26 protein-coding genes, 1 other RNA gene and 1 pseudogene are annotated in these 23,256 nt (G+C 71.7%); 17 read left to right on the top strand and 11 right to left on the bottom strand.

The genetic code is table 11. From position 1 onward, the window contains the following. Positions 1 to 174: 174 nt before the first annotated feature. From ACH45E_RS13460 to ACH45E_RS13450, 3 genes are read left to right on the top strand one after another with little or no spacing between them, the layout of a single operon-like run. Entirely contained in the window at positions 175 to 1,032 is an 858-nt protein-coding gene (locus ACH45E_RS13460; RefSeq protein WP_361437844.1) for a MaoC/PaaZ C-terminal domain-containing protein, read from the top strand. Between the two features lie 34 nt (positions 1,033 to 1,066). Continuing rightward, positions 1,067 to 2,143 carry a Zn-dependent alcohol dehydrogenase gene (locus tag ACH45E_RS13455; protein ID WP_361437842.1) on the top strand — a complete coding sequence of 359 codons (1,077 nt, stop codon included), beginning with the start codon at positions 1,067 to 1,069 and terminating at the stop codon, positions 2,141 to 2,143. 12 nt (positions 2,144 to 2,155) lie between these two features. Further along, positions 2,156 to 3,094 carry a 3-oxoacyl-ACP reductase gene (locus ACH45E_RS13450; RefSeq protein WP_361437840.1) on the top strand — a complete coding sequence of 313 codons (939 nt, stop codon included), beginning with the start codon at positions 2,156 to 2,158 and terminating at the stop codon, positions 3,092 to 3,094. Positions 3,095 to 3,197: 103 nt separating this feature from the next. Here the strand turns inward: ACH45E_RS13450 and ACH45E_RS13445 are convergent, their stop codons facing one another. Continuing rightward, positions 3,198 to 3,353: a hypothetical protein gene (locus ACH45E_RS13445; protein ID WP_361437838.1), complete on the bottom strand. Its 156-nt coding sequence runs from the start codon at positions 3,351 to 3,353 to the stop codon at positions 3,198 to 3,200. Positions 3,354 to 3,449: 96 nt separating this feature from the next. Continuing rightward, complete coding sequence (locus ACH45E_RS13440) at positions 3,450 to 4,637, bottom strand: hypothetical protein (protein ID WP_361437836.1); 1,188 nt, start codon at positions 4,635 to 4,637, stop codon at positions 3,450 to 3,452. 187 nt (positions 4,638 to 4,824) lie between these two features. On the opposite strand from ACH45E_RS13440, the gene ACH45E_RS13435 reads away from it, so the two are divergent. From ACH45E_RS13435 to ACH45E_RS13425, 3 genes are read left to right on the top strand one after another with little or no spacing between them, the layout of a single operon-like run. Further along, entirely contained in the window at positions 4,825 to 5,682 is an 858-nt protein-coding gene (locus tag ACH45E_RS13435; protein WP_361437834.1) for a Nif3-like dinuclear metal center hexameric protein, read from the top strand. Continuing rightward, positions 5,679 to 6,422, top strand: coding sequence for a C4-type zinc ribbon domain-containing protein (locus ACH45E_RS13430; protein WP_361438224.1), 744 nt, complete (start codon positions 5,679 to 5,681; stop codon positions 6,420 to 6,422). Before ACH45E_RS13435 ends, ACH45E_RS13430 begins: the two co-directional genes overlap by 4 nt. Positions 6,423 to 6,433: 11 nt before the next feature. After that, positions 6,434 to 7,765, top strand: coding sequence for a bifunctional RNase H/acid phosphatase (locus ACH45E_RS13425; protein WP_361437832.1), 1,332 nt, complete (start codon positions 6,434 to 6,436; stop codon positions 7,763 to 7,765). Here ACH45E_RS13425 and eda read toward each other — a convergent pair. After that, a complete protein-coding gene (eda, locus tag ACH45E_RS13420; RefSeq protein ID WP_361437830.1) occupies positions 7,737 to 8,411 on the bottom strand; it encodes a bifunctional 4-hydroxy-2-oxoglutarate aldolase/2-dehydro-3-deoxy-phosphogluconate aldolase in 675 nt (224 codons plus the stop codon). The genes ACH45E_RS13425 and eda overlap by 29 nt on opposite strands. Positions 8,412 to 8,485: 74 nt before the next feature. Then, entirely contained in the window at positions 8,486 to 9,268 is a 783-nt protein-coding gene (yaaA, locus tag ACH45E_RS13415) for a peroxide stress protein YaaA (protein ID WP_361437828.1), read from the bottom strand. 143 nt (positions 9,269 to 9,411) lie between these two features. Between yaaA and ACH45E_RS13410 the strand changes: the two genes are divergently transcribed. The 8 genes from ACH45E_RS13410 to ACH45E_RS13375 all read left to right on the top strand — a co-directional run bounded on the left by ACH45E_RS13410 (position 9,412) and on the right by ACH45E_RS13375 (position 14,672). Continuing rightward, entirely contained in the window at positions 9,412 to 9,837 is a 426-nt protein-coding gene (locus tag ACH45E_RS13410) for a DUF4260 family protein (RefSeq protein ID WP_361437826.1), read from the top strand. A 4-nt stretch (positions 9,838 to 9,841) separates the two neighbouring features. Further along, positions 9,842 to 10,351, top strand: a complete 510-nt coding sequence (locus ACH45E_RS13405; RefSeq protein ID WP_361438222.1) for a TetR/AcrR family transcriptional regulator — start codon at positions 9,842 to 9,844, stop codon at positions 10,349 to 10,351. 34 nt (positions 10,352 to 10,385) lie between these two features. Then, positions 10,386 to 11,216, top strand: coding sequence for an AraC family transcriptional regulator (locus tag ACH45E_RS13400; RefSeq protein ID WP_361437824.1), 831 nt, complete (start codon positions 10,386 to 10,388; stop codon positions 11,214 to 11,216). A gap of 20 nt (positions 11,217 to 11,236) precedes the next feature. Beyond that, complete coding sequence (locus ACH45E_RS13395; RefSeq protein ID WP_361437822.1) at positions 11,237 to 12,166, top strand: DMT family transporter; 930 nt, start codon at positions 11,237 to 11,239, stop codon at positions 12,164 to 12,166. 106 nt (positions 12,167 to 12,272) lie between these two features. Next, on the top strand, positions 12,273 to 12,848 hold the full coding sequence (locus ACH45E_RS13390) for a Uma2 family endonuclease (protein ID WP_361437820.1): 576 nt from the start codon (positions 12,273 to 12,275) through the stop codon (positions 12,846 to 12,848). A 53-nt stretch (positions 12,849 to 12,901) separates the two neighbouring features. Then, positions 12,902 to 13,325: RNase P RNA component class A (rnpB, locus tag ACH45E_RS13385), an RNA gene on the top strand. 418 nt (positions 13,326 to 13,743) lie between these two features. Then, positions 13,744 to 14,154, top strand: coding sequence for a prevent-host-death protein (locus ACH45E_RS13380; RefSeq protein ID WP_361437818.1), 411 nt, complete (start codon positions 13,744 to 13,746; stop codon positions 14,152 to 14,154). Between the two features lie 182 nt (positions 14,155 to 14,336). After that, positions 14,337 to 14,672 carry a cytotoxic translational repressor of toxin-antitoxin stability system gene (locus ACH45E_RS13375; protein WP_361437816.1) on the top strand — a complete coding sequence of 112 codons (336 nt, stop codon included), beginning with the start codon at positions 14,337 to 14,339 and terminating at the stop codon, positions 14,670 to 14,672. A gap of 15 nt (positions 14,673 to 14,687) precedes the next feature. Here the strand turns inward: ACH45E_RS13375 and ACH45E_RS13370 are convergent, their stop codons facing one another. Further along, entirely contained in the window at positions 14,688 to 15,026 is a 339-nt protein-coding gene (locus ACH45E_RS13370) for a MazG-like family protein (RefSeq protein ID WP_361437814.1), read from the bottom strand. A 43-nt stretch (positions 15,027 to 15,069) separates the two neighbouring features. Next, positions 15,070 to 15,615, bottom strand: coding sequence for a DoxX family membrane protein (locus tag ACH45E_RS13365; RefSeq protein ID WP_361438220.1), 546 nt, complete (start codon positions 15,613 to 15,615; stop codon positions 15,070 to 15,072). 143 nt (positions 15,616 to 15,758) lie between these two features. Here ACH45E_RS13365 and ACH45E_RS13360 point away from each other — a divergent pair, with 143 nt between their 5' ends. Further along, a complete protein-coding gene (locus ACH45E_RS13360; protein WP_361437812.1) occupies positions 15,759 to 16,085 on the top strand; it encodes a nuclear transport factor 2 family protein in 327 nt (108 codons plus the stop codon). 63 nt (positions 16,086 to 16,148) lie between these two features. After that, positions 16,149 to 17,171, top strand: a complete 1,023-nt coding sequence (locus ACH45E_RS13355) for an aldo/keto reductase (protein ID WP_361437810.1) — start codon at positions 16,149 to 16,151, stop codon at positions 17,169 to 17,171. Between the two features lie 28 nt (positions 17,172 to 17,199). On the opposite strand, the gene ACH45E_RS13350 is transcribed toward ACH45E_RS13355, so the two are convergent. Both ACH45E_RS13350 and ACH45E_RS13345 read right to left on the bottom strand, forming a co-directional pair. After that, positions 17,200 to 17,922: an ABC transporter ATP-binding protein gene (locus ACH45E_RS13350; protein WP_361437808.1), complete on the bottom strand. Its 723-nt coding sequence runs from the start codon at positions 17,920 to 17,922 to the stop codon at positions 17,200 to 17,202. Between the two features lie 35 nt (positions 17,923 to 17,957). After that, positions 17,958 to 19,457: an ABC transporter permease gene (locus tag ACH45E_RS13345; RefSeq protein WP_361437806.1), complete on the bottom strand. Its 1,500-nt coding sequence runs from the start codon at positions 19,455 to 19,457 to the stop codon at positions 17,958 to 17,960. Between the two features lie 155 nt (positions 19,458 to 19,612). On the opposite strand from ACH45E_RS13345, the gene ACH45E_RS13340 reads away from it, so the two are divergent. Then, the gene (locus tag ACH45E_RS13340) at positions 19,613 to 20,833 is read left to right on the top strand and encodes a serine hydrolase (RefSeq protein WP_361437804.1); all 1,221 of its coding nucleotides are present in this window, start codon (positions 19,613 to 19,615) and stop codon (positions 20,831 to 20,833) included. Between the two features lie 265 nt (positions 20,834 to 21,098). On the opposite strand, the gene ACH45E_RS13335 is transcribed toward ACH45E_RS13340, so the two are convergent. The 3 genes and pseudogenes from ACH45E_RS13335 to ACH45E_RS13325 all read right to left on the bottom strand — a co-directional run bounded on the left by ACH45E_RS13335 (position 21,099) and on the right by ACH45E_RS13325 (position 23,235). Then, a complete protein-coding gene (locus tag ACH45E_RS13335) occupies positions 21,099 to 21,284 on the bottom strand; it encodes a hypothetical protein (RefSeq protein WP_361437802.1) in 186 nt (61 codons plus the stop codon). 261 nt (positions 21,285 to 21,545) lie between these two features. Then, positions 21,546 to 22,210, bottom strand: a pseudogene (locus ACH45E_RS13330) (SDR family oxidoreductase). Next, positions 22,207 to 23,235, bottom strand: coding sequence for a Gfo/Idh/MocA family oxidoreductase (locus ACH45E_RS13325; RefSeq protein WP_361438218.1), 1,029 nt, complete (start codon positions 23,233 to 23,235; stop codon positions 22,207 to 22,209). Before ACH45E_RS13325 ends, ACH45E_RS13330 begins: the two are co-directional and overlap by 4 nt. Positions 23,236 to 23,256: the final 21 nt, after the last annotated feature.

Genomic DNA, 23,256 nt, shown 5'->3' with positions numbered 1-23,256 from the left:
AGCTGACGACACGTCAGGAGCCTTCACAACTCCGGAGCCCTGGGCTATACAGAGGGCGCCGGACTGGAACGCGTTCTAGATCGGCCCGTGACGACCTCGGTGCGGCCGACGGTGCGGACGGCCGTGCCGGGGTCTTGAAGCCGCCAGTGTGAAGCCGCCAGTGTCAGGAGCCGTATGCCCATCGACGCAGCCAAGGCCCTCGCCGCCGAGCCCCGGTCCGGTGAGATCACGTGGGACCGCAGGGACGTCCAGCTCTACCACCTGGGCCTCGGCGCCGGAATCCCCGCCACCGACCCCGACGAACTGCGCTACACGCTGGAGTCCCGGCTGCACGTCCTGCCCAGTTTCGCCACCGTCGCGGGCAACGGATCACCCGGCGTGATCAGCGGCCTGTCCATGCCCGGCGTCGACGTCGACCTCGCCCGCGTCCTGCACGGCGGCCAGTCGCTCACCCTGCACCGCCCCATCCCGGTCGAGGGCAGCGCCACGGCCACCGGCCGCATCGCCGCCGTGTACGACAAGGGCAAGGCGGCCGTCCTCGTCATGCGCACCGAGGTCGAGGACGCCGACGGCCCGCTGTGGACCAACGACGCCCAGATCTTCGTACGCGGGGAAGGCGGCTGGGGCGGCGACCGCGGACCTTCCGCACGTCTCGAACCGCCGGCCGGCGAGCCCACGAGGACCGTCGAGAAGCCCGTCCGCGAGGACCAGGCCCTGCTCTACCGCCTCTCCGGCGACTGGAACCCGCTGCACGCCGATCCCGAGTTCGCGAAGCTCGCCGGGTTCGACCGGCCCATCCTGCACGGGCTGTGCACGTACGGCATGACGCTGAAGGCCGTCGTCGACACCCTGCTCGGCGGTGACGTCACCCGGGTCCGCGCCTACACCACCCGCTTCGCCGGAGTCGTGTACCCGGGCGAGACCCTGCGCATCCGCATGTGGCGGCAGAAGGGGGCCGTGCGGGTCGCTGTGAGCGCGGTAGAGCGGGACGACGCATCCGTCCTCGCGGACACCGTCGTCGAACACTCCTGAGCCACCCAGCAGCCTTCACGAGGGGAGCCGCACCATGCGCGCAGCCGTACTGCACGAGATCGGCCAGGACAAGCTCGAGATCCTCGACGACGTCGAGGCGGTGGGCTTCGGCCCCGGACGGGTGAGGATACGGGTGCGCGCCACCGGGCTGTGCCACTCGGACCTGTCCGCGATGAGCGGGGTGCTGCCGCAGCCGGCGCCCTTCGTGCCCGGCCACGAGGGCGCGGGCGAGATCCTCGAAGTGGGGGAGGGCGTGCGCGGCCTGAAGCCCGGGGACCGGGTCGTGGTCTGCTGGCTGCCCGCCTGCGGCGCGTGTCCCGCCTGCAAGCGCGGCCAGACCGAGCTGTGCCTGGCCGGGTTCATGAACGCGGGCACCCCCAACTTCAAGCGGCCCGGCGGGGACGTCTTCGGCTTCGCGGGCACCGGCACCTTCGCCGAGGAGGTCGTCGTCGACGCGGGCTGCGCCGTGCCCATCCCGGACGACGTGCCCTTCGACATCGCCGCCCTCATCGGCTGCGGGGTGACGACCGGACTGGGCGCCGCGCTCAACACCGCCGACGTGGGGGCCGGTTCGTCGGTCGCCGTCATCGGCTGCGGAGGCGTCGGCATCTCCGCGATCCAGGGGGCCCGGCTGAAGGGCGCCGCCGAGATCGTCGCCGTCGACCCGGTGGCCTCACGCCGCGAGTCGGCGCTGAAATTCGGCGCGACGCGGGCCGTCTCCCCGGAAGAACTGCCCGACGCCAAGCAGCGGGTGACCGGCGGCGAGGGCTTCGACTACGTCTTCGAGGTCGTCGGCAGATCCGCCACCGCCCGCACCGCCTACGAGAACACCCGGCGCGGCGGCACCCTCGTCATCGTCGGCGCGGGCGCCATGGACGACTACCTCCAGCTCAACATGTTCGAGCTGTTCTTCGACGAGAAGCGGATCCTGCCGTCGATGTACGGCGGCGGCGACGTGCTGACCTCCTACGAGCGGACCATCGCCCTGTGGCGGGCGGGCCGTATCGACCTGGCGGGGCTGATCACCCACCGGGTGCCGCTCGCCGACATCAACGAGGCTCTGGACCAGATGCGCACCGGTACCGCGCTGCGCACGTGCATAGAGATCTGAGGACTGACGCAGATGTCACTGCCACTTGAGGGGCTGTCCGCCGTCGTCACGGGCGCCGGCCGGGGACTCGGCCGGACCGAGGCGCTGGAACTCGCCCGGCTCGGCGCGGCCGTCGTCGTCAACGACTACGGCCGGCCCGGCCGGGACGGCTCCGGCGAGGCATCGGCCGGCCCCGCCGAGGAGGTCGCCGCCGAGATCCGCGCGGCGGGCGGCCGGGCCCTGGCCCACACCGGTGACGTCGCCGACCTCCAGCAGGCCCGGGCCCTGGTCGACCTGGCCGTCGAGGAGTTCGGCAAGCTCGACATCCTGGTCAACAACGCGGGCATCCTGCGCGACCGCATGGTCTTCTCCATGACGGAGGACGAGTGGGACTCGGTCATCCGGGTCCATCTCAAAGGCCACTTCAACACCACCCACCTCGCCGCCGCGCACTGGCGGGAGCGGTCCAAGGCGACCGGGGGAGCGGTGTACGGGCGGATCGTGAACACCTCCTCGGAGGCGTTCCTGGCCGGTTCTGCGGGGCAGCCCAATTACGCGGCGGCGAAAGGCGGCATCGTGGGCCTCACCACGTCCACCGCCCTCGCCCTCGCCAAGTACGGCGTGACGGCCAACGCCATCTGCCCGCGCGCCCGGACCCGGATGACCGAGGACGTCTTCGCCGGGCTCGCCGCCCCCGAGGACGGCCTCGACCCGCTCGCCCCCGAGCACGTCGCACCGCTCGTCGGCTACCTGGCCTCGCCCGCCGCCGCCCGGGTCAACGGGCAGTTGCTCGTGGTGCACGGCGGCATGGTGGCGATCGTCGAACGGCCGCACGTGCAGGCGCAGTTCGACAGCAAGCAGGAGACCTTCAGCTACGACGAACTCGACGCGCTGCTCACCCCGCACTACGCGCGGCGCCCGGCGGGGGAGACGTTCGCGGCGGCGGAGGTGCTGGCACTCAAGCGGGGCTGAGCACGCCGAGCACGCCGAAGGGGGCCGCCCGTCGGTGACGGACGACCCCCTTGCGGCGTACCGCTTACGCGTACTGCTCGCGCGTGCCGCCTACGGTGTACTGTCAGGCAGCCGCCTCGGTCTCCTCGGCCGGCTTGCGGTGACGGCCGCTCGGGGCCGTCTCACTGTCCTGGCCCGAAACCGGCCCCCGGTGCTTGCCGTGGCCCGTGGTCTCTCGGGAGTCGGCGGACAGCGTCTGAGTGGTGCTGGCGTCGCTCATCGGAAGAATTCACCCCGTCAACATGATCTTTCGTACAGCCGGGCGAGTCTAACCGGCACACCTCGGGCCGAATCCAGGCGGGCACGCCAACCGGCACTAGTTCGTTACAACACGTCCCAACGGCGCTTGCTGGAGCGGCACCGGACGGGTCACAACCGGTTTCTCAGGCTCCGCTTCCACCCCTTCCGGCACCGTTCCCGGAGCAGGTCCGAGAGCCGGTGCCGGCTCCGGAACCGTGACCGCCACGGCTCTCGGCGGTGCCGCCAGCCCCGCCACCCCGCACGGCACGTCCCGGCTGACGTACGGCAGTCGCAGCACCCCGCCCGCCGTCCACAGCCCGGCCCCCGCCAGCCATCCCTCGGGCGCCGCGAGATGGTGCACCTGTCGTTCCGCGGGCCGCCACACGCCGACCCAGCTGCCCAGCGGCCCGTCGATCCGCAGCGCCACCGCGCAGGTCTCCGGCGTCAGCACCTGCCCCGGCTGGATCGAGAACGGCGTCACCGCGCAGCCGGGCACCCGCAGGCACTCCGGGAAGCGCACCGGCAGCGAGCTGCCGAGGACGCCCCAGCCCAACCGTTCCTGCCCGGGCGAGGGCGCGTCCGAGGAGATCAGCAGCAGCCCGCTGTCGGGATCGGCGAGCCGCAGCCGGTCGTCGCTGTCGGCGGCGATCTGGAGCAGCGGCGACACCTCGCCGGCCCGCTCCAGATCCACCACGACCGCCTTGGTCCGCCCGCCGATCTCCCGGTCCACGGCGAGCAGCCGCCCCGCGCGGTCCAGCCAGACGCCGCCCGAGCAGCGCCCCGGGATCTCGGCGAGCTGCTCGGGCCCGAAGGCGCCGCCCGTCACCAGCCACACGGCCGTCGTGTACCGGCCCACCGCGAGGGCGTAGGCCCGCTCGCCGCACGGTGCCGGGGGCAGCAGCCGCAGCCGGGTGCCCTCCTCCTGGCACTGCACCGCGCCGAGCGGGAGTTCGCCGGTGCCCGGACCGGTCGGGTACAGCAGCGAGAACGCGTGCCGCCGCTCCACCAGCCGGTGGATGAGGACCCGACCGTCGCCCATCGGCTGCACCTCGGTACCGGGCTCCTCCGGCTGGTTGCCGGGCAGCGGTACGGCGTACGGCTCGGGCCCGCCCAGGGTCCAGCGCTCCGGGAACCAGCAGCCCCCGGCCGACGCGAGACGGGCGGCGTAGACGCCGTCCACGGTGATGGCGCAGTCCGTCCTGGGCGCCCCGTCGCCTCCGGTCGCCGATCCGGTCCCCGACGATTCGATCGCACAGGCTGTCATCGTTCGGTCACCTCCAGTGATGAAGCTAGGTTTGGTACGCACAGACGGGGGAGCGCCGGGCGGTTGCTTCACACGTACGGGTGGCTGAGCGGTGGTTCCCCTGGGGAAACGGGGACGGCTGTGTTGTCCGGGGCCGGTGGGGCGGAGTCGGTACACCCGTGCGGAACAGGCAGGTAGCCTTTTCCCCGTGCCCCGTCTGTCTGAAGTCATCGCCGCGCTGGAGAACCTGTGGCCCGCCGAGCGGGCCGAGTCCTGGGACGCGGTCGGCACGGTCGCGGGCGACCCCGACCAGGAGGTCACCCGGGTCCTGTTCGCCGTCGACCCGGTCCAGGAGATCGTCGACGAGGCGGTGAAACTCGGCGCCGACCTGCTGGTCACCCACCACCCGCTCTACCTGCGCGGTACGACCACGGTCGCGGCCTCCACCTTCAAGGGGCGGGCCGTGCACACCCTCATCAAGAACGACATCGCGCTGCACGTCGCCCACACCAACGCCGACACGGCCGACCCGGGCGTCAGCGACGCGCTGGCCGGAGCGCTGGACCTGCGGGTCGTACGACCTCTCGTGCCGGACCCTGCCGACCCGGAGGGCCGCCGGGGCCTCGGACGGGTCTGCGAGTTCGACCACCCGGTGACCGTGCGCGAGTTCGCCGCCCGCGCCGCCGAACGGCTGCCCGCCACCGCGCAGGGCATCCGGGTGGCCGGCGACCCCGAGGCGGTTCTGCGTACGATCGCCGTCAGCGGCGGCTCCGGCGACAGCCTCTTCGACCAGGTCCGGGCGGCCGGCGTGGACGCCTTCCTCACCGCGGACCTGCGCCATCACCCGGCCTCCGAGGCGATCGCGCACGGTCCGCTCGCACTGTTCGACGCGGCGCACTGGGCCACCGAATGGCCCTGGTGCGAGCTGGCCGCCGCCCAGCTCGACGAAATCTCCGACCGTCACGGCTGGGACCTGCGCGTCCACGTCTCGAAGACGGTCACCGATCCCTGGACCGCCCACGCGGCGTCCATCACGACCTCTAGCACCATGGGAGCCCCCAACTGAACGCCGCGCCCGCCGACCAGATCCGTCTCCTCGACGTCCAGGACCTCGATGTCCGCCTGCAGCAGCTGGCGCACAAGCGGAAGTCGCTGCCCGAGCACGCCGAGATCGAGTCGCTGACCAAGGACCTCACGCAACTGCGCGACCTGCTCGTGGCCGCGCAGACCGAGGAGAGCGACACCGCCCGCGAGCAGACCAAGGCCGAGCAGGACGTGGACCAGGTGCGCCAGCGTGCCGCCCGGGACCAGCAGCGCCTGGACTCCGGGGCGGTCACCAGCCCCAAGGACCTGGAGAACCTCCAGCGGGAGATCGTCTCCCTCGCCAAGCGCCAGGGCGACCTCGAGGACGTCGTCCTGGAGGTCATGGAGCGCCGCGAGTCCGTGCAGGAGCGGGTGGGCGAGCTGACCGAGCGGGTCGCCTCCGTCCAGACGAAGATCGACGACGCGACCGGGCGCCGGGACACGGCCTTCGAGGGGATCGACGGCGAGGCGGCCACGGTCACCAAGGAGCGCGAGGTCATCGCGGGCACGGTCCCCGCGGACCTGCTCAAGCTGTACGACAAGCTGCGCGGGCAGCAGGGCGGGATCGGCGCGGCCAAGCTGTACCAGCGCACCTGCCAGGGCTGCCGCCAGGAGCTGGCGATCACGGACATCAACGAGATCCGCGCGGCGGCGCCCGACACGGTGGTGCGCTGCGAGAACTGCCGCCGCATCCTGGTGCGCACGTCCGAGTCCGGCCTCTAGGAGCCTGTGCGGTGCGGGAGTTCATCGTCGAGGCGGACGGCGGGTCGCGGGGCAACCCCGGCCCGGCCGGTTACGGCGCCGTGGTCCGCGACGCGGCGACGGGGGAGACCCTGGGCGAGGTGGCGGAGTACCTCGGCGTCGTCACCAACAACGTGGCCGAGTACCGGGGCCTCCTGGCAGGCCTGCGCGCCGCCCACGCCCTCGACCCGGCGGCCCGGGTCCACGCCCGCATGGACTCCAAGCTCGTCGTCGAGCAGATGTCGGGCCGCTGGAAGATCAAGCACCCCGACATGAAGCCCCTGGCGGCTGAGGCGGCCCGCGTCTTCCCGGCCGGCCAGGTCACCTACGAGTGGATCCCCCGCGAGCGGAACAAGCACGCGGACCGCCTGGCCAACGAGGCGATGGACGCGGGCGCCAAGGGCGAGCAGTGGTCCCCGTCCGCCTCTCGCGCGGCCCTCGACACCCCGCCCGCGCTGCCGGAACCGTCGGGTCCGCCCGGGGACGCGGCGGCGGGCGCGGCGAAGGCGCGGGCGGCTCTGGCGACGGGCCGGGGCACCGGCTCCACCTCGGCGGAGGGCGGTGCCGAAGCCGACGCCACCGAGGCTGCTGACGCCACCGAGGCCACCGACGCCACCGAGGCCGCCGACGTCCGAGCGGCCCGCACGGTGGCCACCCCCGCCCCCTCCACCCCCGGCTGGAGCGCGGGCCCCGATCTCGGCGCCCCCGCCACCTTCGTACTCCTGCGGCACGGCGAGACCCCGCTCACCCCGCAGAAGCGCTTCTCGGGCAGCGGCGGTACCGACCCGTCCCTGTCCGACGTCGGCCGGGAGCAGGCGCAGCGGGTCGCCGCCGCGCTGGCCAGGCGCGGCACGATCCAGGCCGTCGTGGCCTCCCCCCTCGCCCGTACCCGCGAGACCGCGGGCATCGTCGCCGACCGGCTCGGGCTGGACGTGACGGTCGACGACGGGCTGCGGGAGACGGACTTCGGCGCCTGGGAGGGCCTCACCTTCGGCGAGGTGCGGGAGCGCTACCCGGACGACCTGAACACCTGGCTCGCCGACCCGGCCGCCGAACCCACCGGCGGCGGCGAAAGCTTCGCGGCCACCGCCACCCGGATCGCGGCCACCCGCGACAAGCTGGTCGCGGCGTACGCGGGCCGCACGGTCCTGCTGGTCACGCACGTGACCCCGATCAAGACGTTCGTACGCCTGGCCCTCGGCGCCCCGCCCGAGTCCCTGTTCCGCATGGAACTGTCGGCGGCCTCGCTGTCGGCGGTGGCGTACTACGCGGACGGCAACGCGAGCGTACGGCTGTTCAACGACACGTCCCACCTGCGTTCCTGAGCCCGAGCCCGGCGGCGGCCCGCGCCAGCGCCTCGACCCGGGCCCAGTCCCGGGCGGCGACGGCATCCGCCGGGACCATCCAACTCCCGCCCACACAGGCGACGTTGGGTAGGGACAGATACTCGTGGGCGTTGTCCGGCCCGATGCCGCCGGTCGGGCAGAAGCGGGCCTGCGGCAACGGACCGGCCAGCGACCGCAGATACGCCGTACCGCCCGCCGCCTGCGCAGGGAAGAACTTCATCTCCCGCACCCCGCGCTCGAGCAGCGCCACCACCTCCGACGCGGTCGACACCCCCGGCAGGAACGGCACCCCGGACTCCCGCATCGCCGCCAGCAGTACGTCCGTCCAGCCGGGGCTGACCAGGAACCGCGCCCCGGCGGCCACGCACTCCGTCACCTGACCGGGCGTCAGCACCGTGCCCGCCCCGACCACCGCGTCCGGCACAGCCCCGGAGATCGCCCGGATCGCCGCCGGCGCGGCAGGCGTCCGCAGCGTCACCTCGATCGCGGACAGCCCCCCGGCCACCAGCGCCCGCGCCAGCGGTACGGCGTCGGCGGCATCGGAGAGGACCACCACGGGCACCACGGGCGCGGGCGCGAGATCCAGCACGGAGGCAGCCGGGGACGAGGGCAGCGGCGAGGTCATGCGCTCATCGTGCCCGTGGCATGCAGCATGCGCAAAGGTCATTGCGCATGCTGCAACGAAAGGGGGTGTGGTGGTCAGTGAACCTCCGCCACCAGCACATCCAGCGCCCACGGCCGCCCCGCCTTCGCAGGCGCCTCCGCCTCCACCTCGTACCCCAGGTCCCGCAGCGCCTCCACCAGCTCGGCGGGGCTCCCGGGCGCCGCCCCGGCCGACAGCAGGCTGCGCACGATCCGCCCCTTCGTCGCCTTGTTGAAGTGGCTGACCACCTTCCGGGTCGGCGCGTGCAGCACCCGTACGGTCGCGGTCCGCCCGGCGACCTCACCCGTCGGCTTCCAGGCGGCGGCGTAGGCGGCGGACCGCAGGTCCAGGACCAGCCCCGTCCCGGCCGCCTCGGGCAGCACCGCCGCCATCGGCGTACGCCAGTACGCCCCGAGCGCGCCAAGCCCGGGCAGCTTCACGCCCATCGAGCAGCGGTAGGAGGGGATCCGGTCCGTCACCCGGACCGCGCCCCACAGCCCCGAGAACACCAGCAGTGAGCGGGCGGCACGCCGCTTGGCGGCGGCGTCGAGGGAGGCCAGGCCGAGCGCGTCGTACAGCACCCCCGTGTAGATCTCGCCCGCCGGCCGGGCCCCGGCACCGCGCAGCCCGGCGTTCTTGCCCACTTCGCCCCGCAGCCCCTCGCTCAGCCCGAGCACCTCGCGCGCCTTCTCCTCATCACCCGAGCACAGCTCGACCAGCTCCCCGAGCACGGCCTCGCGAGCCGCGTTCAGTCCCGCCAGCGACAAGGACTCCAGCTTCAGCGGGGCACCGCGCCCGGAGGCGGCCTTGCCTTCGGAGGGCGGGAGCAGGACAAGCACGGGGACTCCTTCTGTTGAGCTCCGGGCCAGCGTACGGGGTGCCGCGGCGCGCGACTTGACGGCTAACGCCGTTAGCCATAACGTAGTGGCTAACGGCGTTAGCCACATTGGTCGACATCACCGCCCACCCGCTGGAGGCAGCCATGACCAGTACGACCACATCCGTACCGTCGCGCACGGCCCTCACCGGCCTGACTGTCCTGCGCCGCACCGCCTGGCTGGCCAACGCCGTCTTCTGGTCCGCCTTCGCCGTCCTCGAGGCGGTGAACCACGGCTGGCTCGCGGCTGTCCTGGCCCTGCTCTTCCTCGTCCTGCCCGACCTCGCCTTCCTGGTCGCCCTCGACGAGGCGCCCCGCATGGCGAAGGGACAGCTCCCGCCGCGCGCGGTGCCGTACTACAACGCGATGCACCGCGCGCTGGTCCCGTTCACCCTCCTGGTGCTGTACGCGGTCGGCCCCGTCGCCTGGGCCCCCGCGTTCGCGGCGCTGTGCGGCTGGCTCGCGCACATCTCGTACGATCGCGCCTTCGGATACGGACTGCGGACGAAGGAGGGCTTCCAGCGTGGCTGAGCGTCTGACCCCCAGGGCGCGGGAGATCGTCGCGGCCGCCCGTGGGCTCCTGGAGGAGTCCGGTCCCGCCCTGCTCACCATGCGGACCCTCGCCGACCGGCTCGGCATCAAGGCCCCCTCCCTCTACAAGCACTTCCCCGACAAGCACGCCGTAGAGGTCGAACTGGTCGCGCAGATGCTCACCGAGTCGGCCGAGGCCCTGGAGGCCACCGAGTCCCGTGCCCCCGGTTCGCTGGAGGCGCTGGCCGAGGCCTACCGCGGCTACGCCCTCGCCCACCCGCACCTCTACTGCCTGGCCACCGAACGCCCCCTCCCGCGCGCCGAACTCCCCGCCGGCCTGGAGGACCGCGCCGCGCTGCCGCTGCTGCGGGCCTGCGGCGGCGACCTGGACCTGGCCCGCGCCATCTGGGCCTTCGCGCACGGCATGGTGATCCTCGAGATCCACGGCCGGTTTCCCGACGACGCGGACCTGGCGGCGGCATGGAAACGGGGCCTGAAGGCGTTGCACCCTTAGGGCACGAGCAGGGGGCCGTGACAAGGGGGGCGCCGTGAACGAACGCGAGCAGGCCACGTGGACCAGAGCACGGCTCGGCCGCTGCGGCCCGCCCCTCGACCTGCTGACCGCCTGCTTCGACACCCACGTCTACGCCCCGCACGCGCACGACGAGTACACCATCGGCGTCACCACCGGCGGCTGCGAGGCCATCGACTACCGGGGCGGCCTGATCCGCTCGGGCCCGGGCTCCATCGTCGTCCTCGCCCCCGGCGAGATGCACACCGGCGGCCCCGCCGACACCTCCGCCGGCTACTCCTACCGGGCCCTGTACGCCCACAGCTCCCTCCTCGCCGACGGCACCCTCGGCGGCCTCCCGCACTTCCGCGAAGCCGTGCTCGACGACCCGGAACTGTCCGCCGCCCTGCACGTCACGCACACCGAACTCAGCGCCTGCCCCGACCCCTTGGAGACCGAGTCCCGTCTCCCCTGGCTGCTCACCGCACTGGCCCGCCGCCACTCCACGGCCCGCGCGGTGAACGACACCGTGCCCGGCGCCGACCACATCGCGCACGTCGTACGCGACCGCCTCGCCGACGAACTCCTCGCCCCGCCCTCCCTGGCCGACCTCGCCACCGAGCTGAACCTGTCCCGCTACCAGCTCCTGCGCGCCTTCCGCACCGCGATGGGCATACCCCCGTACGCCTGGCTCGCCCAGCACCGGGTCGCCCGGGCCCGCCGCCTGCTGGAGACGGGCCTGCGCCCCGCCGAGGTGGCATCGCTCGTAGGCTTCGCCGACCAGGCGCATCTCACCCGCTGGTTCCGCCGGGTACTGGGGGTGACCCCGGCGGCATACCGCAACAGCGTTCAAGACCGCGCCGGGTGAGGGAGCCGACACTCATCCACATGACTGCACGCGGCTGGTTCCTGTTCTCCCTCATGGGAGTGATCTGGGGCATCCCCTACCTGATGATCAAAGTGGCGGTGGACGCGGTGTCCCCGACCATGGTGGTGTTCACGCGCTGCGCGCTCGGCGCCGCTCTCCTGCTCCCCTTCGCCCTGCGCCAGAAGGGCCTGACCCGGAACGTACGGGACCACTGGCGCCCCATGCTGGCCTTCGCGTGCCTGGAGATCGTCGGCCCCTGGCTCACCCTCAGCGACGCCGAACGGCACCTGTCCAGCTCCACGGCCGGCCTGCTGATCGCGGGCGTCCCGATCGCCGGGGTGGTCGCGGCCCGCCTCTTCGGCGACACGGAACGGCTGAGCATGCGGCGCGTGACCGGACTGGGTGTCGGTCTCGCCGGGGTCGCCGTGCTCACGGTTCCCCACCTGACCGGCGGCGACGCCCGCTCCCTGGCCGAGGTGCTGGTCACGGTCCTCGGCTACGCGACGGCCCCCCTGATAGCGGCGCGCCGCATGAAAGACGTCCCCACCCTCCACCTGATCACCCCCTGCCTGGCCCTCACGGCCCTCCTCTACGCCCCCGCCGCCGCGGCCACCTGGCCCTCGGCCCTCCCCTCCGGCCACGTCCTGGCCGCCCTCGCCGGCCTCGGCGTCCTCTGCACGGCGGTCGCCTTCGTAGGCTTCCTCGAACTGATCAAGGAGATCGGCCCTACCCGCGCCTCGGTCATCACCTACGTGAACCCGGCGGTGGCGGTGGCGGCCGGGGCGGCGTTCCTCGGCGAGTCCCTCACCCCCGTCATCGGGTTGGCCTTCGCGCTGATCCTGGCGGGATCGGTACTGGCGACGGCCGTCGGCGCACGGCCGCGCAAGGCCCCGGCGGCAGGGTCGGCACCGCAGCCAAGCCAGGCGGACGGGTGGGTGGAGTCGGCCTGACGAAGACCGCGTCTGTGTGCCACGATCGAGGGAACGGTTCCCGATCTCATAGACAGGTGATCTTGGGATGGCCCAGTCTGGCGAGCGACGGAAGGAGGGGCGTGACGTGACTGCTGTGGCACATGAACCGATCACGCAGGAGCTCCTGGAGGAGTGGTTTCTCGCCCTGGACGCCCCTGAAGGCTTTCGGGCGGAACTGATCGAGGGAGAGATCGTTGTGACGCCGCCGCCGGACGGGGATCACGAGGACTACATCGGGTTGATCGTGAGCCAGGTGATCAGGCGCTCTCGCACCGACATGCAGTTCTCCGGGAACAAGGGGCTCAAGCTGAGGAAGGCGGAAGGGTGCCCGAAGGACCACGCGATTCCGGACGGCACATTCGCACCGGCGGAACTAAGGTTGTATCGCGGTGCGGAACCTTGGATGCCGTGTGACGGTGTCGCCATGGTGCTCGAGGTGACCTCCACCAAACCCAAGGTCGACCGGGAGGCCAAGCGACGCTGCTACGCCCGCGGCGGTATCCCCATTTACTTGCTCGTGGATCGTGACGCCACCGAGGTCACCTTGTTCAGCGCCCCGGAGCACGACGACTACCGCGAGCGCTGTGCCCTGGCGTTCGGCAGGCCCGTCCCTCTCCCCGAGCCCTTCGCCTTCGAACTGCACACCACGGACTTCCTGTGACCGGCAGGGATGGAACCGCTCCTCCCGCCCGGTAACATGGTCGCTACGGCAGACGAGCCGGGCGGGCGGCCGCGTGGAGTCCCCTAGGGGGCTTCCCGAGGAACGTCCGGGCTCCACAGGGCAGGGTGATGGCTAACGGCCACCCGGGGTGACCCGCGGGACAGTGCCACAGAAAACAAACCGCCGGGACTGCGCTTTTTTCGAAGAGGGCGGTCCTCGGTAAGGGTGAAACGGTGGTGTAAGAGACCACCAGTGCCCAGGGCGACCTGGGCAGCTAGGTAAACCCCACCCGGAGCAAGGTCAAAAGGAGCCGCTGTAAAAGGCGCGCTCTGCGCGGACGTTCGAGGGCTGCCCGCCCGAGTCCGCGGGTAGACCGCACGAGACCGGCGGCAACGCCGGCCCTAGATGGATGGCCGTCGCCCCAGGATCCGCGAGGACCCCGGGGAACAGAACCCGGCGTACAGCCCGACTCGTCTGCCGCCGACTGCGGCTTTGTTTTTGGAAAGGGCCTCCGACCTGTGTCGGAGGCCCTTTCTTGTCTGGGCCGCCATGAGTACGTGACGTACTTGACGTACTCGCTCGTCGGTGCAATGCTGGATCGCAGCCAGTCGACGAGGGAAGGAGGGTCGCCATGCGTGTCTTCGCCGTGATCGTCATGTTGCTCGGGGCGTTGTGTTGCGCATTGATCCCCGCCATGGGGTCTTCGCTCGCCTCTCGGCCCTTGTCGCGGCGTGCGTCCGGGCTTCAGGGGTGGGGTCCACACTGGCAGCCTTGAGCGGGCCGTGGCCTGCGGTGACGGGGTCCCGGGGTCGGGGCCGGCGCGGGCATGTCGTTGGGGGGAGTCGGCGGTATTCCTTGCCGTTGCGTTCGGCTGCGAGGAGTGAAGGAGCGCACCATGCCAGCAGTGCACTACAACAGCTACACCGATGCTCGTGCGCACTTCAAGGATCTGCTGGACGCGGCTGAGCAGGGCATGGTCGCCACGGTACGGCGGGACACCGGCAGGGCGGCGGTGGTGGATGCCGAGCGGTTGCGCGTGTACCTCGCTCGTCTCTGTCCGCAGGCCGAGGCGGTCGCGGAGGACGGCGGGTGGTCGCTGTTCCTGCCCGGACTGCCCGTGGCGGCAGACGGGGAGACGCTTGACGCGGCCGTCGATGACATGATCATGGCTCTGCGTGAGTACGCGGACGACTGGCACCATCATCTGTCCACGGCACCCAATCACCGCGACAACTGGGGGCTCGTCCAGTTCGTGGGAATCAGCGATGACGCCCAGTTGCGCGCTTGGGTGGTCGGGGATGAGTAGTTTCAAACGTTAGTGCGAGTACGTCACGTACTTGACGTACTTCAGTCCCCTCGTGGAAGCTGACGCTGGGTTACATCCGCAGCTACACGAGGGGGTTGATCCGAATGGTGACCTGGCCTGCGCCTGACCGAGACCGTCACCGCGCTTTCTGTGAGATCGACCAGTGGAAACTCCTCCGCGACGTGGATCACCACGTGACGTACGAGTTGCCGCTCTTCGATGGGCGCATCCTGCGTACACGTGTCTCTCATCCGGTCAACCGCACCACCTACGGCCGCCGCATGTGGCAGCACATCCTGCGCGACCAATTGGACGTCACCGAGGAGGAGTTCTGGGCCTGCGTCAATGATCGCGTGCGCCCGGACCGGGGAGAACCCGAGGTGCCAGTGGAGTCCGTTCCCGCATCCCTCGCGTACCAGCTGATCCACAAGGCCGGAGTGCCGGAGGCGGACGTGAAGCGCATGTCCAAGGCCGAAGCCGTGGCCAGGATGGACGAGTACCGCAACGGTGGGCGGTAGCCTTCGGCTGCCTCGCTAGCGAGCTTCCCCCGGGCCGAGCGAACGCTCCGCCACCCTCGCCAGATGCCCCGCGAACACCTCCCGCGCGTCCGGCGTGAGCGTGCGCAACGCCACCAGCGCCGTGATGACGACGTCGCAGAGTTCGGCCTCCACGTCCTGCCAGGTGTGGGTGACGCCCTTGCGGGGATTGCGGCCGGTGGTGCCGATCACCGCCTGGGCGACCTCGCCGACCTCCTCGGACAGCTTCAGGATGCGCAAGAGGAGGGAGTCCGCCGCGTCGGGCGGGCGGTTGGCGTCCAGCCAGGTCCGCAGGGCGTCGACGGTGGGCCAGAGGTCCGGGGCCTGATCGGTCATGGGACGCAGACTGTCACGCCTCGGCCGGGCTGCGAATGGGGCGTCAGTCTTCGAACAGGGGTTGCTGCTCGCCCTCCTTGGACCTCTGCAGCCTCTTGTTCCGCGCCCCGATCACCACCGCCGTCGCCGCCGCCGTCACACCCAGGGCCGTGGGGACCATCCAGCCGCGGTCGAAGAGGTGGCCGAGGGCGTGGTCGAGGGAAAGGCGGCCGGGGCCCGTGATGGCGAGGCCGGTGGCGGCCAGGGCCAGGGTGGCCGCGTACTCGTAGCCGCCCTCCTGGGCGAAGAAGCCGTTGGGCATGTGGACCGCCGCCGCGCCCGCCATAGCGCCGGCCGCCGCCGCACCCGCCGCCGGGGTCGCGAGGCCCAGCGCCAGCAGTGTGCCGCCGCCCGTCTCCGCCAGGCCCGCGGCCGTCGCGCTCTCCTTGCCGGGGGCGTAGCCGACGGACTCCATGAACTTGCCGGTCCCTTCCAGGCCATGCCCGCCGAACCAGCCGAACAGCTTCTGCGCGCCGTGGGCCGCCAGTACTCCGCCGGTACCCAGACGGAGCAGCAGCAGGCCCAGATCGCGTCGGTCGTAGCAGTTCACCGTCACGGTTGCTCCCCAGTCATACGGTCGGCGGAAACAGTCACCCCCTCGCGTTTCCACCGTCGCATCGTCCACACCTCACCTGCCTGCCCGGCGTGCCGTTCGGGTGGCGGGTGCGGAAACGCGGTGTGAGTCTGGCTGCCATGACGATTCAGACAGCCAAGCTCAGCGATCCGGCCGTCCGGGCCTTCGTCAACGCCGTCAACGCCCATGACCGCGAGGGCTTCATGGCGCTCCTCGCGCCCGGCGCCACCATGTCCGACGACGGCTCCGACCGGGACCTCGCCGAGTGGACCGACCAGGAGATCTTCTCCTCCCACGGGCACATGGAGGTCGACAACGAGTCCCGGAGCGGCCGTGCGCTGGTCGCCCGGTACCGCAACGACACCTGGGGCGAGATGCGGACCCGGTGGAGCTTCGTCGTGGAGGACGACGGGCGGATCTCGCGGTTCGAGACCGGGCAGGCGTGACTGCTCCGCACTTCGCGGTAAGGGCTTGCCTTCGTGTGCGCTTCAACTTCTAGCGTCCTTGCCATGGAGACCACGGACAGCACGGACAGCACGGTGAGTTTCGGCGGCACCAGGACACTGGGGCGCAGCGGCATACAGATCAGCGCGCTCGGCTTCGGCTGCTGGGCCATAGGCGGTGAGTGGCAGGACGCCGACGGGCAGCCCCTCGGGTGGGGCAAGGTCGACGACGAGGAGTCCGTACGGGCCGTACACCGCGCCCTCGACCTCGGCGTCACCTTCTTCGACACCGCCGACACCTACGGCGCCGGGCACAGCGAACGCGTCCTCGGGCGGGCGCTCGGCAAGCGGCGGGACGATGTCGTCGTCGCCACCAAGTGGGGCAATGTCTTCGACGAGGACACCCGGACGCTCACGGGCAGCGACGACTCCCCGGAGTACGCCCGCCGCGCACTCACCGCCTCCCTGCGCCGCCTCGGCACCGACCACGTCGATCTCTATCAGCTGCATCTGTCGGACCTCGATACCGGCCGGGCGGCCGAACTACGGGATTTGTGCGAGGAGTTCGTCGAGGAGGGGCTCATCCGCGCCTACGCCTGGAGCACCGACGACCCGGCCCGCGCCGCCGTCTTCGCCGAAGGGGAGCACTGCACGGCCGTACAGCACGCGCTCAACGTCCTTCAGGACGCGCCCGAACTGCTGGCGCTGTGTGAGCGGTCGGGGCTCGCGAGCATCAACCGCAGCCCGCTCGCCATGGGGCTGCTCACCGGCAAGCATGCGCAGGGGGCCGCCCTGGAGTCCGGGGACATCCGCAGCCGGCCGCCGGCCTGGCTGCCGGGCTTCGGGGACGGGTCGGGGGCGGACCCGCAATGGCTCGCCCGCGTGGACGCCCTGAAGGAGGTTCTGACCAGCGACGGCCGCACCCCCGCCCAGGGTGCCCTCGCCTGGCTGTGGGCGCGCAGCCCGCGCACCGTCCCGATCCCCGGCTTCCGTTCCGTCGCCCAGGCCGAGCAGAACGCGGGCGCCATGGAGAAGGGGCCGCTCACCCCGGAGCAGCTGGCCGACATCGACCGGATACTCGGGAGGTGAGCGGCCCCGACGGGCCGGGCGGGAGGGCTCAGTGGCCCTGGGTGTCGTAACCCCGCGCGCCGTGCTGAACGTACGGCTGCTGCTCGGTCAGTGTGATCTGGCCCGCCTTGATGGTGGCCAGGCGCGGTGCGCGGCGGGCGATCGACGAGTCGTGGGTGACCATGATGAAGGTGAGGCCGTACTCGTGCCACAGGCCCTCCAGCAGGGCCATGATGTCGTCGCGGGTGCCCTCGTCGAGGTTGCCGGTGGGCTCGTCGGCGAGCAGCACCTTCGGCTTCTTGACCAGCGCGCGGGCGATCGCCACGCGCTGCTGCTGGCCGCCGGACATCTCGGAGGGGACGTGCGACAGGCGCTCGCCGAGGCCGACCGAGCGCAGCGCCTCGGCCGCGCGCTCGCGGCGCTCGGCGGGCTTGACGCCGAGGGGGACCAGCGCGGTCTCGACGTTCTCCTGCGCGGTGAGCGTCGGGATGAGGTTGAACGCCTGGAAGATGATGCCGATCTTCTCGGCGCGCAGCCGGGTCAGCTTGGTCTCGCTGATGCGGGCGAGGTCCACGCCGTCCAGTTCGACGCTGCCCTCGGTCGGGCGGTCCAGGCCGCCGATCATCTGCAGGAGGGTGGACTTGCCGCCACCCGTGGGGCCCTGGATGACGAGCTGGTCGCCGTCGGCGATGGTGAGGTCGACGCCGCGCAGCGCCTCCACCGTCTCCTTGCCGCGCGTGTAGCGCTTGGTGACGCCGGTGAGTCTGTACATGGGAACTCCGTAAGGGGAAGCAGGGAGACGGCGGGTCAGGAAACGCTGCGCAGGGCGTCGGCCGGGCGCATCCGGGAGGCGCGCCAGCCGCCCATGGCGCCGGCGATCAGACCGCCGGTGACCGCCAGGCCCACCGCGAGCGCGATGGTGGTCAGGGAGACGGGGGCCGACAGGGCGATCTCCAGGGTGTTGGAGGCGGACTGCCGGCCGGGGCCGCCGCCGCCCGGGCCACCGCCGGGGCCGCCGCCCATGCCTCCGCCGCCGCTGTTGCCGAGCTGCGCGGTCAGCTTCGGGCTGATCGCGGTGACCGTGTAGGCGGCCGCGAGGCCCAGGGCGATGCCGAGGCCGCCGCCGATCAGGCCGTTGACCATGGACTCGCCGACGACCTGGCGGGTGACCTTGCGGCTCGGCCAGCCCAGTGCCTTGAGGGTGCCGAACTCACGCACGCGCCTGGAGACGGCGGAGGAGGTGAGCAGCGCGGCCACCAGGAAGGCGGCGGCCAGCACGGCGATGGACAGCCACTTGCCGACGCTGGAGGCGAGGCTGGAGGCGGTGGAGAGGGAGCCGGAGACCGTGGAGGCCAGGTCGGAGGAGGTGGTGACCGTGGTGCCGGAGATGTTGGACTGGATCTCCTTCTTCACGGTGGAGATCTGCTTGGAGTCGGTCGCCTTGACGTAGATCGTGGTGACCTTGTCCTTGGCGTCGCCCAGCGTCTGCGCCTGCTTCAGGGGCAGGTAGACGTCGGTGGTGGACTCGCTGCTGTCGGGGGTGGCGATGCCGATGACGGTGTACTTGGTGCCGGAGACCTTGAAGGTCGAGCCGACCTTGTACTTCTTCTCCTTGGCGTAGGACTTGCTGACCACCGCGACCTTGGCGTTGGTCTGCGCCGAGGTGAAGGTCTTGCCGGAGGTGATCTTCATCGCGGCGAGCGGGCCGAGGTCCTGGTCGGTGACGTCGACGCCGGCCACGGAGTAGCTGTTGACGTTGAAGTTGGCGCCGCCGCCCTGCACCTGCGGCTGGCCGCCGCCTCCGCCGTTGTTGCCGCCGCCCGGGGCGCCCTGCTGCTGGGAACCGGAGGAGCCGGAGGAGCCGGACGAACTGGAGGTGGAGGACTTCGCCTTGCCCTGGGTGAAGGAGCCGTCGACCTTGGTGATGTTCAGGGACAGGGCGCCGACCGCGCTGTCCACGCCCTGCTGCGCGGAGACCTTCTCCACCAGGGAGGACTTCAGGGACTGGCCGCCCTGCGTCATCACCCGGTCGGAGCTCTGCGAGGACTTGCTGCTCGACTTGGCGTCGAACTTGAAGTTCGGGCCCTGCGAGCTGCCGGCCTTGGGTGCCGTCTGGGCCTTGGTGACGGTCATGTCCGTCCCCAGGCCGTACAGCGATTTCAGGACTTTGTCCTGCGCCTGCTGCATGCCGGCCGACACCGAGTTGACGGTGATGACCAGCGCGATTCCGAGCGCCAGACCCATCGCGATGACCAGAGCGGCCTTCTTGCGCCGGCTCAGCTCGCGCTTGAGATAGATGCCAAACATCCCGTTCCTCGTGGTTCTTGGCGCCCGCTGTGGGCGCGGCGACGCCAAATTAGGGAGGAACCTTTGAGTGGACCTGGGTAAAACATGTGTCAGGGCTGAGAAAGCGGGTAGGGGGATGAGATTTTCGTATGACGGACTCGGTGTACGGTCCCGGGATGCGCGATTGTTCTCGGCTCAGTCGGCGTGCCGCCCTAGGTCTGACGGCCGCCGCCCTTCCTTTGTCGGCTGCCACACCCGCGTCCGCCGCGTCCGCGACGGTGATCGGCGGAACGCGGCTGGCCCGCACCGGAATCCAGGTACGCGGTGCCACCGGGCTGCCCAAGAGGCTCACCGCCCGCTCATGGCTCGTCGCGGACCACGACACGGGTGAGGTGCTCGCCTCGTTCGACGCGCACCGGCGGCTGGCGCCGGCGTCCACGCTGAAGATGCTGTTCGCGGACACCGTGCTGCGCAAGCTGGACCGCGGGATGAAGTACAAGGTCACCGATGCCGATCTGGCCGACGTCCCGGCCGGTTCGAGCCTGGTCGGCGTCAAGCCCGGCATCACCTACAGCGTCCACCAGCTGTGGCAGGGGGTGTTCCTGCGCTCGGGCAACGACGCGGTGCACGTCCTCTCCCACCTCAACGGCGGGCTGGCCAAGACGGTCGCCGACATGCAGGCCAGGGCCGACGATCTGCAGGCCCTGGACACCCATGTGGTCAGCCCGGACGGCTTCGACCACAAGGGCCAGCTGTCCTCGGCGTACGACCTGACCCTCTTCGCCCGGCAGGGGCTGAAGGACGGCGACTTCCGGGGCTACTGCGGCACGCGGACCGCCGACTTCCCGGCGGGCGGCAAGAAGACCTTCCAGATCCAGAACACCGACCGGCTGCTGACGGGGGCGTGGGGTCTCCGCACGTACGAGGGCCTGATCGGGGTGAAGAACGGCTACACCAGCCATGCCGGCAACACCTTCACGGGCGCGGCCGTGCGCGGCGGGCGCACCCTGCTCGTCACGGTGATGCACCCCAAGAGCGGTGGCAACGCCGTCTACGAGGAGACCGCCGCGCTGCTCGACTGGGGCTTCGGCAAGGGCGGTTCCGCGAGGGCGGTCGGCACGCTGGTCGAGCCGCTCAGCGAGGGTGGCGCGAAGGCGGGCGCCAGCCCGACGCCGACCCGCAAGACCGCCCAGGCCGCCGCCGGGGCACCGGGCTCGGCCTCGGGCGGCTCATCGAGCTGGAGGCTGCTGGAAGGCGCCGCCGGGACCGTCGCCCTGCTGGGCGCGGGCGCGTGGGCACTCCGGCGGCGCAGGGCGCGCGCGGTCGCTGCGGGGGCGCCGGACGCCGCCGGTACGCCGCTCGCGGAGGGCAAGCCGGACGTGGAGCAGCGGGGCTAGGCCCGGTTGCGAAGGCCGTCCCCCGAAGGCGGGGCTGTGGCGGCCTGGGAGCGGCTCTGGTGGTCGCTGTCGCTGCGTGCTCTGGGAGCGTCCCCCGGACGAAGGCTCGGGGAGTGCCGGGTGCAGGCCCTCATGTTGGACGTGGGTCTGCACCCGGCGCGGCAAGTGGGGGCACCTCCCGCGCCCTTGAGGCAGTGGGGCGAGGTGCCAGGCGCCGCCCGGAAGCCGTGCCGCGCCGAGATCAACGGCGGCCCGAGGCTGCTGTTCACGGCCCCGGCCGGGTCATCGGCGCCGTCACCTTCGACGTCGGCGCCGACGGCCGCATCACCGCCGAGGCGGCGACGGGAGTGCCCGGGCAAGCGAAGCCGTCGAGCGCGCGGGCGGAGCCCTGTCGGCGGTTCGGCAACGCCGCGAGCGCACGCGTGCCGGCCGCCGCACGCAAGCCGGACATGGCGGCCGGCCCCGGCTTGCTTAAGCGGCAGCCGTTCCACTCACCGGTGCGTACCCCGCGCTCGGGCGCGAAAGGTCCACCCCCACTCCGGTGCCGTGGAACGGCTGCCGCTACCCCCCCTCGGTGTGGCCACGGAACACCAGTGCTCCAACTGTGAAGCTCTGGTGAAGAAATTTGAGCATAGGTCCGCTATCGGCCGCAATACCGCGGACGTTGGAATTCCGCTTGTGCGGGTTGGGGAGTTGACGGAGCGTGGGGAGCTCAGCCCCGCCCCACGTACGGCATCGTCGTCGCCAGGACCGTCGCGAACTGCACGTTCGCCTCCAGCGGCAGCTCGGCCATGTGCCGCACGGTGCGCGCCACGTCGGCGACGTCCATCACCGGTTCCGGGGTTACCTCCCCGTTGGCCTGGAGCGCGCCCGTCGACATCCGGGCGGTCATGTCGGTGGCCGCGTTGCCGATGTCGATCTGCCCGACGGCGATCCGGTACGGCCGCCCGTCCAGAGCGAGCCGGCCGCCGTGGGGGAGGGTCCTGCTCCTTCATCTGCCGGTAGGCAGCCTGCGCGCACAGGAACGCCCCGTTGAGGTTGATGTCCACCACCTGCCGCCAGGCGTCGAACGGCAGCTCCTCCACGGGCACCCCGCGGGGCCCGGAGACGCCCGGTGTTGAACAGCAGGTCCACGCGCCCGAACCGGTCCACGGTGGCGGCGAAGAGCGCGGCCACCTCCTCGGGCCGCGCCACATCGGTGCGTACGGCCAGTCCGGCGCCCTCGGGCACCAGCGCCGCCGTCTCCTCCAAGGGCTCCGTACGCCGCCCCGCCAGCGCCACCGACCATCCGGCCCGCAGCAGCTCCACGGCGACCGCCCGGCCGATGCCGGAACCGGCGCCGGTCACCACCGCGATCCTCGTCCGCGTGTCAGTCATGACACGGGAGCGTACGAAACTCCCTCCCCGAGCTCCCCGGGATACCGCACACCGATCCGCTCCCGTATCGCGTCCAGGGTCCGCATCACCGCGAGCGTGCCCTCCAGCGGCACCAGCGGGGACTCCGTCTCGCCCGCCCGCAGCGCCCGCATGACCTCCTTGGCCTCGTGCCGCAGGCTGCTGCGCGGCCCGTCGGCCGGGTCGGCGGCGAACTCCTCGGGGTCGCGGCCGTCGCGGTGCAGCACGAAACGGTCGGGGTGGAAGAAGCCGGACGGGATGTCGATCCGGCCCCGCGAGCCGGTCACCGACGCCGAGACGGACGTACCGCCGACGATCGAGCAGTGCACCGAGGCGAGCGCGCCGCCGCCGAAGGACAGCAGGGCGCCCGTCTGGAGGTCCACGCCCTCCGGGGACAGCGTCGCCCGCGCGACCACGTCGGACGGCTCGCCGAGCAGCAGCTGCGCGAACGACACCGGGTACACGCCCAGGTCGAGCAGCGCGCCGCCGCCGAGCGCCGGGTTCCGCAGCCGGTGCGCGGGCGGGAAGGGGCCGGCGAGGCCGAAGTCGGCCTGCACGGTGCGCACTTCACCGATCGCGCCGTCGTCGATGAGCGCCTTCAGACGCCGGATGAGCGGGTTGCAGTACATCCACATCGCCTCCATCAGGAAGCGCCCGCGCCCGCGCGCCAGTTCGACCAGCTCCTCGGCCTCGCGCAGGTTCAGCGTGAACGCCTTCTCGCACAGCACGTTCCGCCCGGCCTCCAGGCACAGACCGGCCGCCGCCCGGTGCGCCGAGTGCGGGGTGGCGACGTACACGACATCGATGTCCTCGTCCTTCGCCAGCGACTCCCAGTCGCCGTACGCCCGCGGGATCCCGAACCGCTCCGCGAACGCCCGCGCCGACTCACCGCTGCGCGAGGCCACCGCCACCAGCTCCGCGTCCGGCAGGTCCACCAGGTCCGCCGTGAACGCGGCGGCGATCCCGCCCGTCGCCAGGATTCCCCACCGCACGCTCTGCTCCGCCATCCCACCCTCGCTCATGTGATC

The sequence above is a fragment of the Streptomyces sp. NPDC020299 genome, from assembly GCF_044387825.1.
Classification (GTDB): Bacteria; Actinomycetota; Actinomycetes; order Streptomycetales; family Streptomycetaceae; genus Streptomyces.
The sequence above is the reverse complement of the archived record's forward strand: the minus strand, read 5'-3'. Positions and strand labels throughout refer to the sequence as shown.

What these genes read in the sequence shown, in the direction of transcription:
- ACH45E_RS13445 (WP_361437838.1), bottom strand. Translation starts at nt 3,353, where the DNA reads ATGAGCGACGCCAGCACCACTCAGACGCTGTCCGCCGACTCCCGAGAG.
- ACH45E_RS13450 (WP_361437840.1), top strand. Translation starts at nt 2,156, where the DNA reads ATGTCACTGCCACTTGAGGGGCTGTCCGCCGTCGTCACGGGCGCCGGC.
- ACH45E_RS13340 (WP_361437804.1), top strand. Translation starts at nt 19,613, where the DNA reads ATGCGCGATTGTTCTCGGCTCAGTCGGCGTGCCGCCCTAGGTCTGACG.
- ACH45E_RS13455 (WP_361437842.1), top strand. Translation starts at nt 1,067, where the DNA reads ATGCGCGCAGCCGTACTGCACGAGATCGGCCAGGACAAGCTCGAGATC.
- ACH45E_RS13380 (WP_361437818.1), top strand. Translation starts at nt 13,744, where the DNA reads ATGCCAGCAGTGCACTACAACAGCTACACCGATGCTCGTGCGCACTTC.
- ACH45E_RS13440 (WP_361437836.1), bottom strand. Translation starts at nt 4,637, where the DNA reads ATGACAGCCTGTGCGATCGAATCGTCGGGGACCGGATCGGCGACCGGA.
- ACH45E_RS13370 (WP_361437814.1), bottom strand. Translation starts at nt 15,026, where the DNA reads ATGACCGATCAGGCCCCGGACCTCTGGCCCACCGTCGACGCCCTGCGG.
- ACH45E_RS13325 (WP_361438218.1), bottom strand. Translation starts at nt 23,235, where the DNA reads ATGGCGGAGCAGAGCGTGCGGTGGGGAATCCTGGCGACGGGCGGGATC.
- ACH45E_RS13345 (WP_361437806.1), bottom strand. Translation starts at nt 19,457, where the DNA reads ATGTTTGGCATCTATCTCAAGCGCGAGCTGAGCCGGCGCAAGAAGGCC.
- ACH45E_RS13335 (WP_361437802.1), bottom strand. Translation starts at nt 21,284, where the DNA reads ATGTCCGGCTTGCGTGCGGCGGCCGGCACGCGTGCGCTCGCGGCGTTG.
- ACH45E_RS13395 (WP_361437822.1), top strand. Translation starts at nt 11,237, where the DNA reads ATGACTGCACGCGGCTGGTTCCTGTTCTCCCTCATGGGAGTGATCTGG.
- ACH45E_RS13350 (WP_361437808.1), bottom strand. Translation starts at nt 17,922, where the DNA reads ATGTACAGACTCACCGGCGTCACCAAGCGCTACACGCGCGGCAAGGAG.
- eda (WP_361437830.1), bottom strand. Translation starts at nt 8,411, where the DNA reads ATGACCTCGCCGCTGCCCTCGTCCCCGGCTGCCTCCGTGCTGGATCTC.
- ACH45E_RS13360 (WP_361437812.1), top strand. Translation starts at nt 15,759, where the DNA reads ATGACGATTCAGACAGCCAAGCTCAGCGATCCGGCCGTCCGGGCCTTC.
- ACH45E_RS13355 (WP_361437810.1), top strand. Translation starts at nt 16,149, where the DNA reads ATGGAGACCACGGACAGCACGGACAGCACGGTGAGTTTCGGCGGCACC.
- ACH45E_RS13410 (WP_361437826.1), top strand. Translation starts at nt 9,412, where the DNA reads ATGACCAGTACGACCACATCCGTACCGTCGCGCACGGCCCTCACCGGC.
- ACH45E_RS13460 (WP_361437844.1), top strand. Translation starts at nt 175, where the DNA reads ATGCCCATCGACGCAGCCAAGGCCCTCGCCGCCGAGCCCCGGTCCGGT.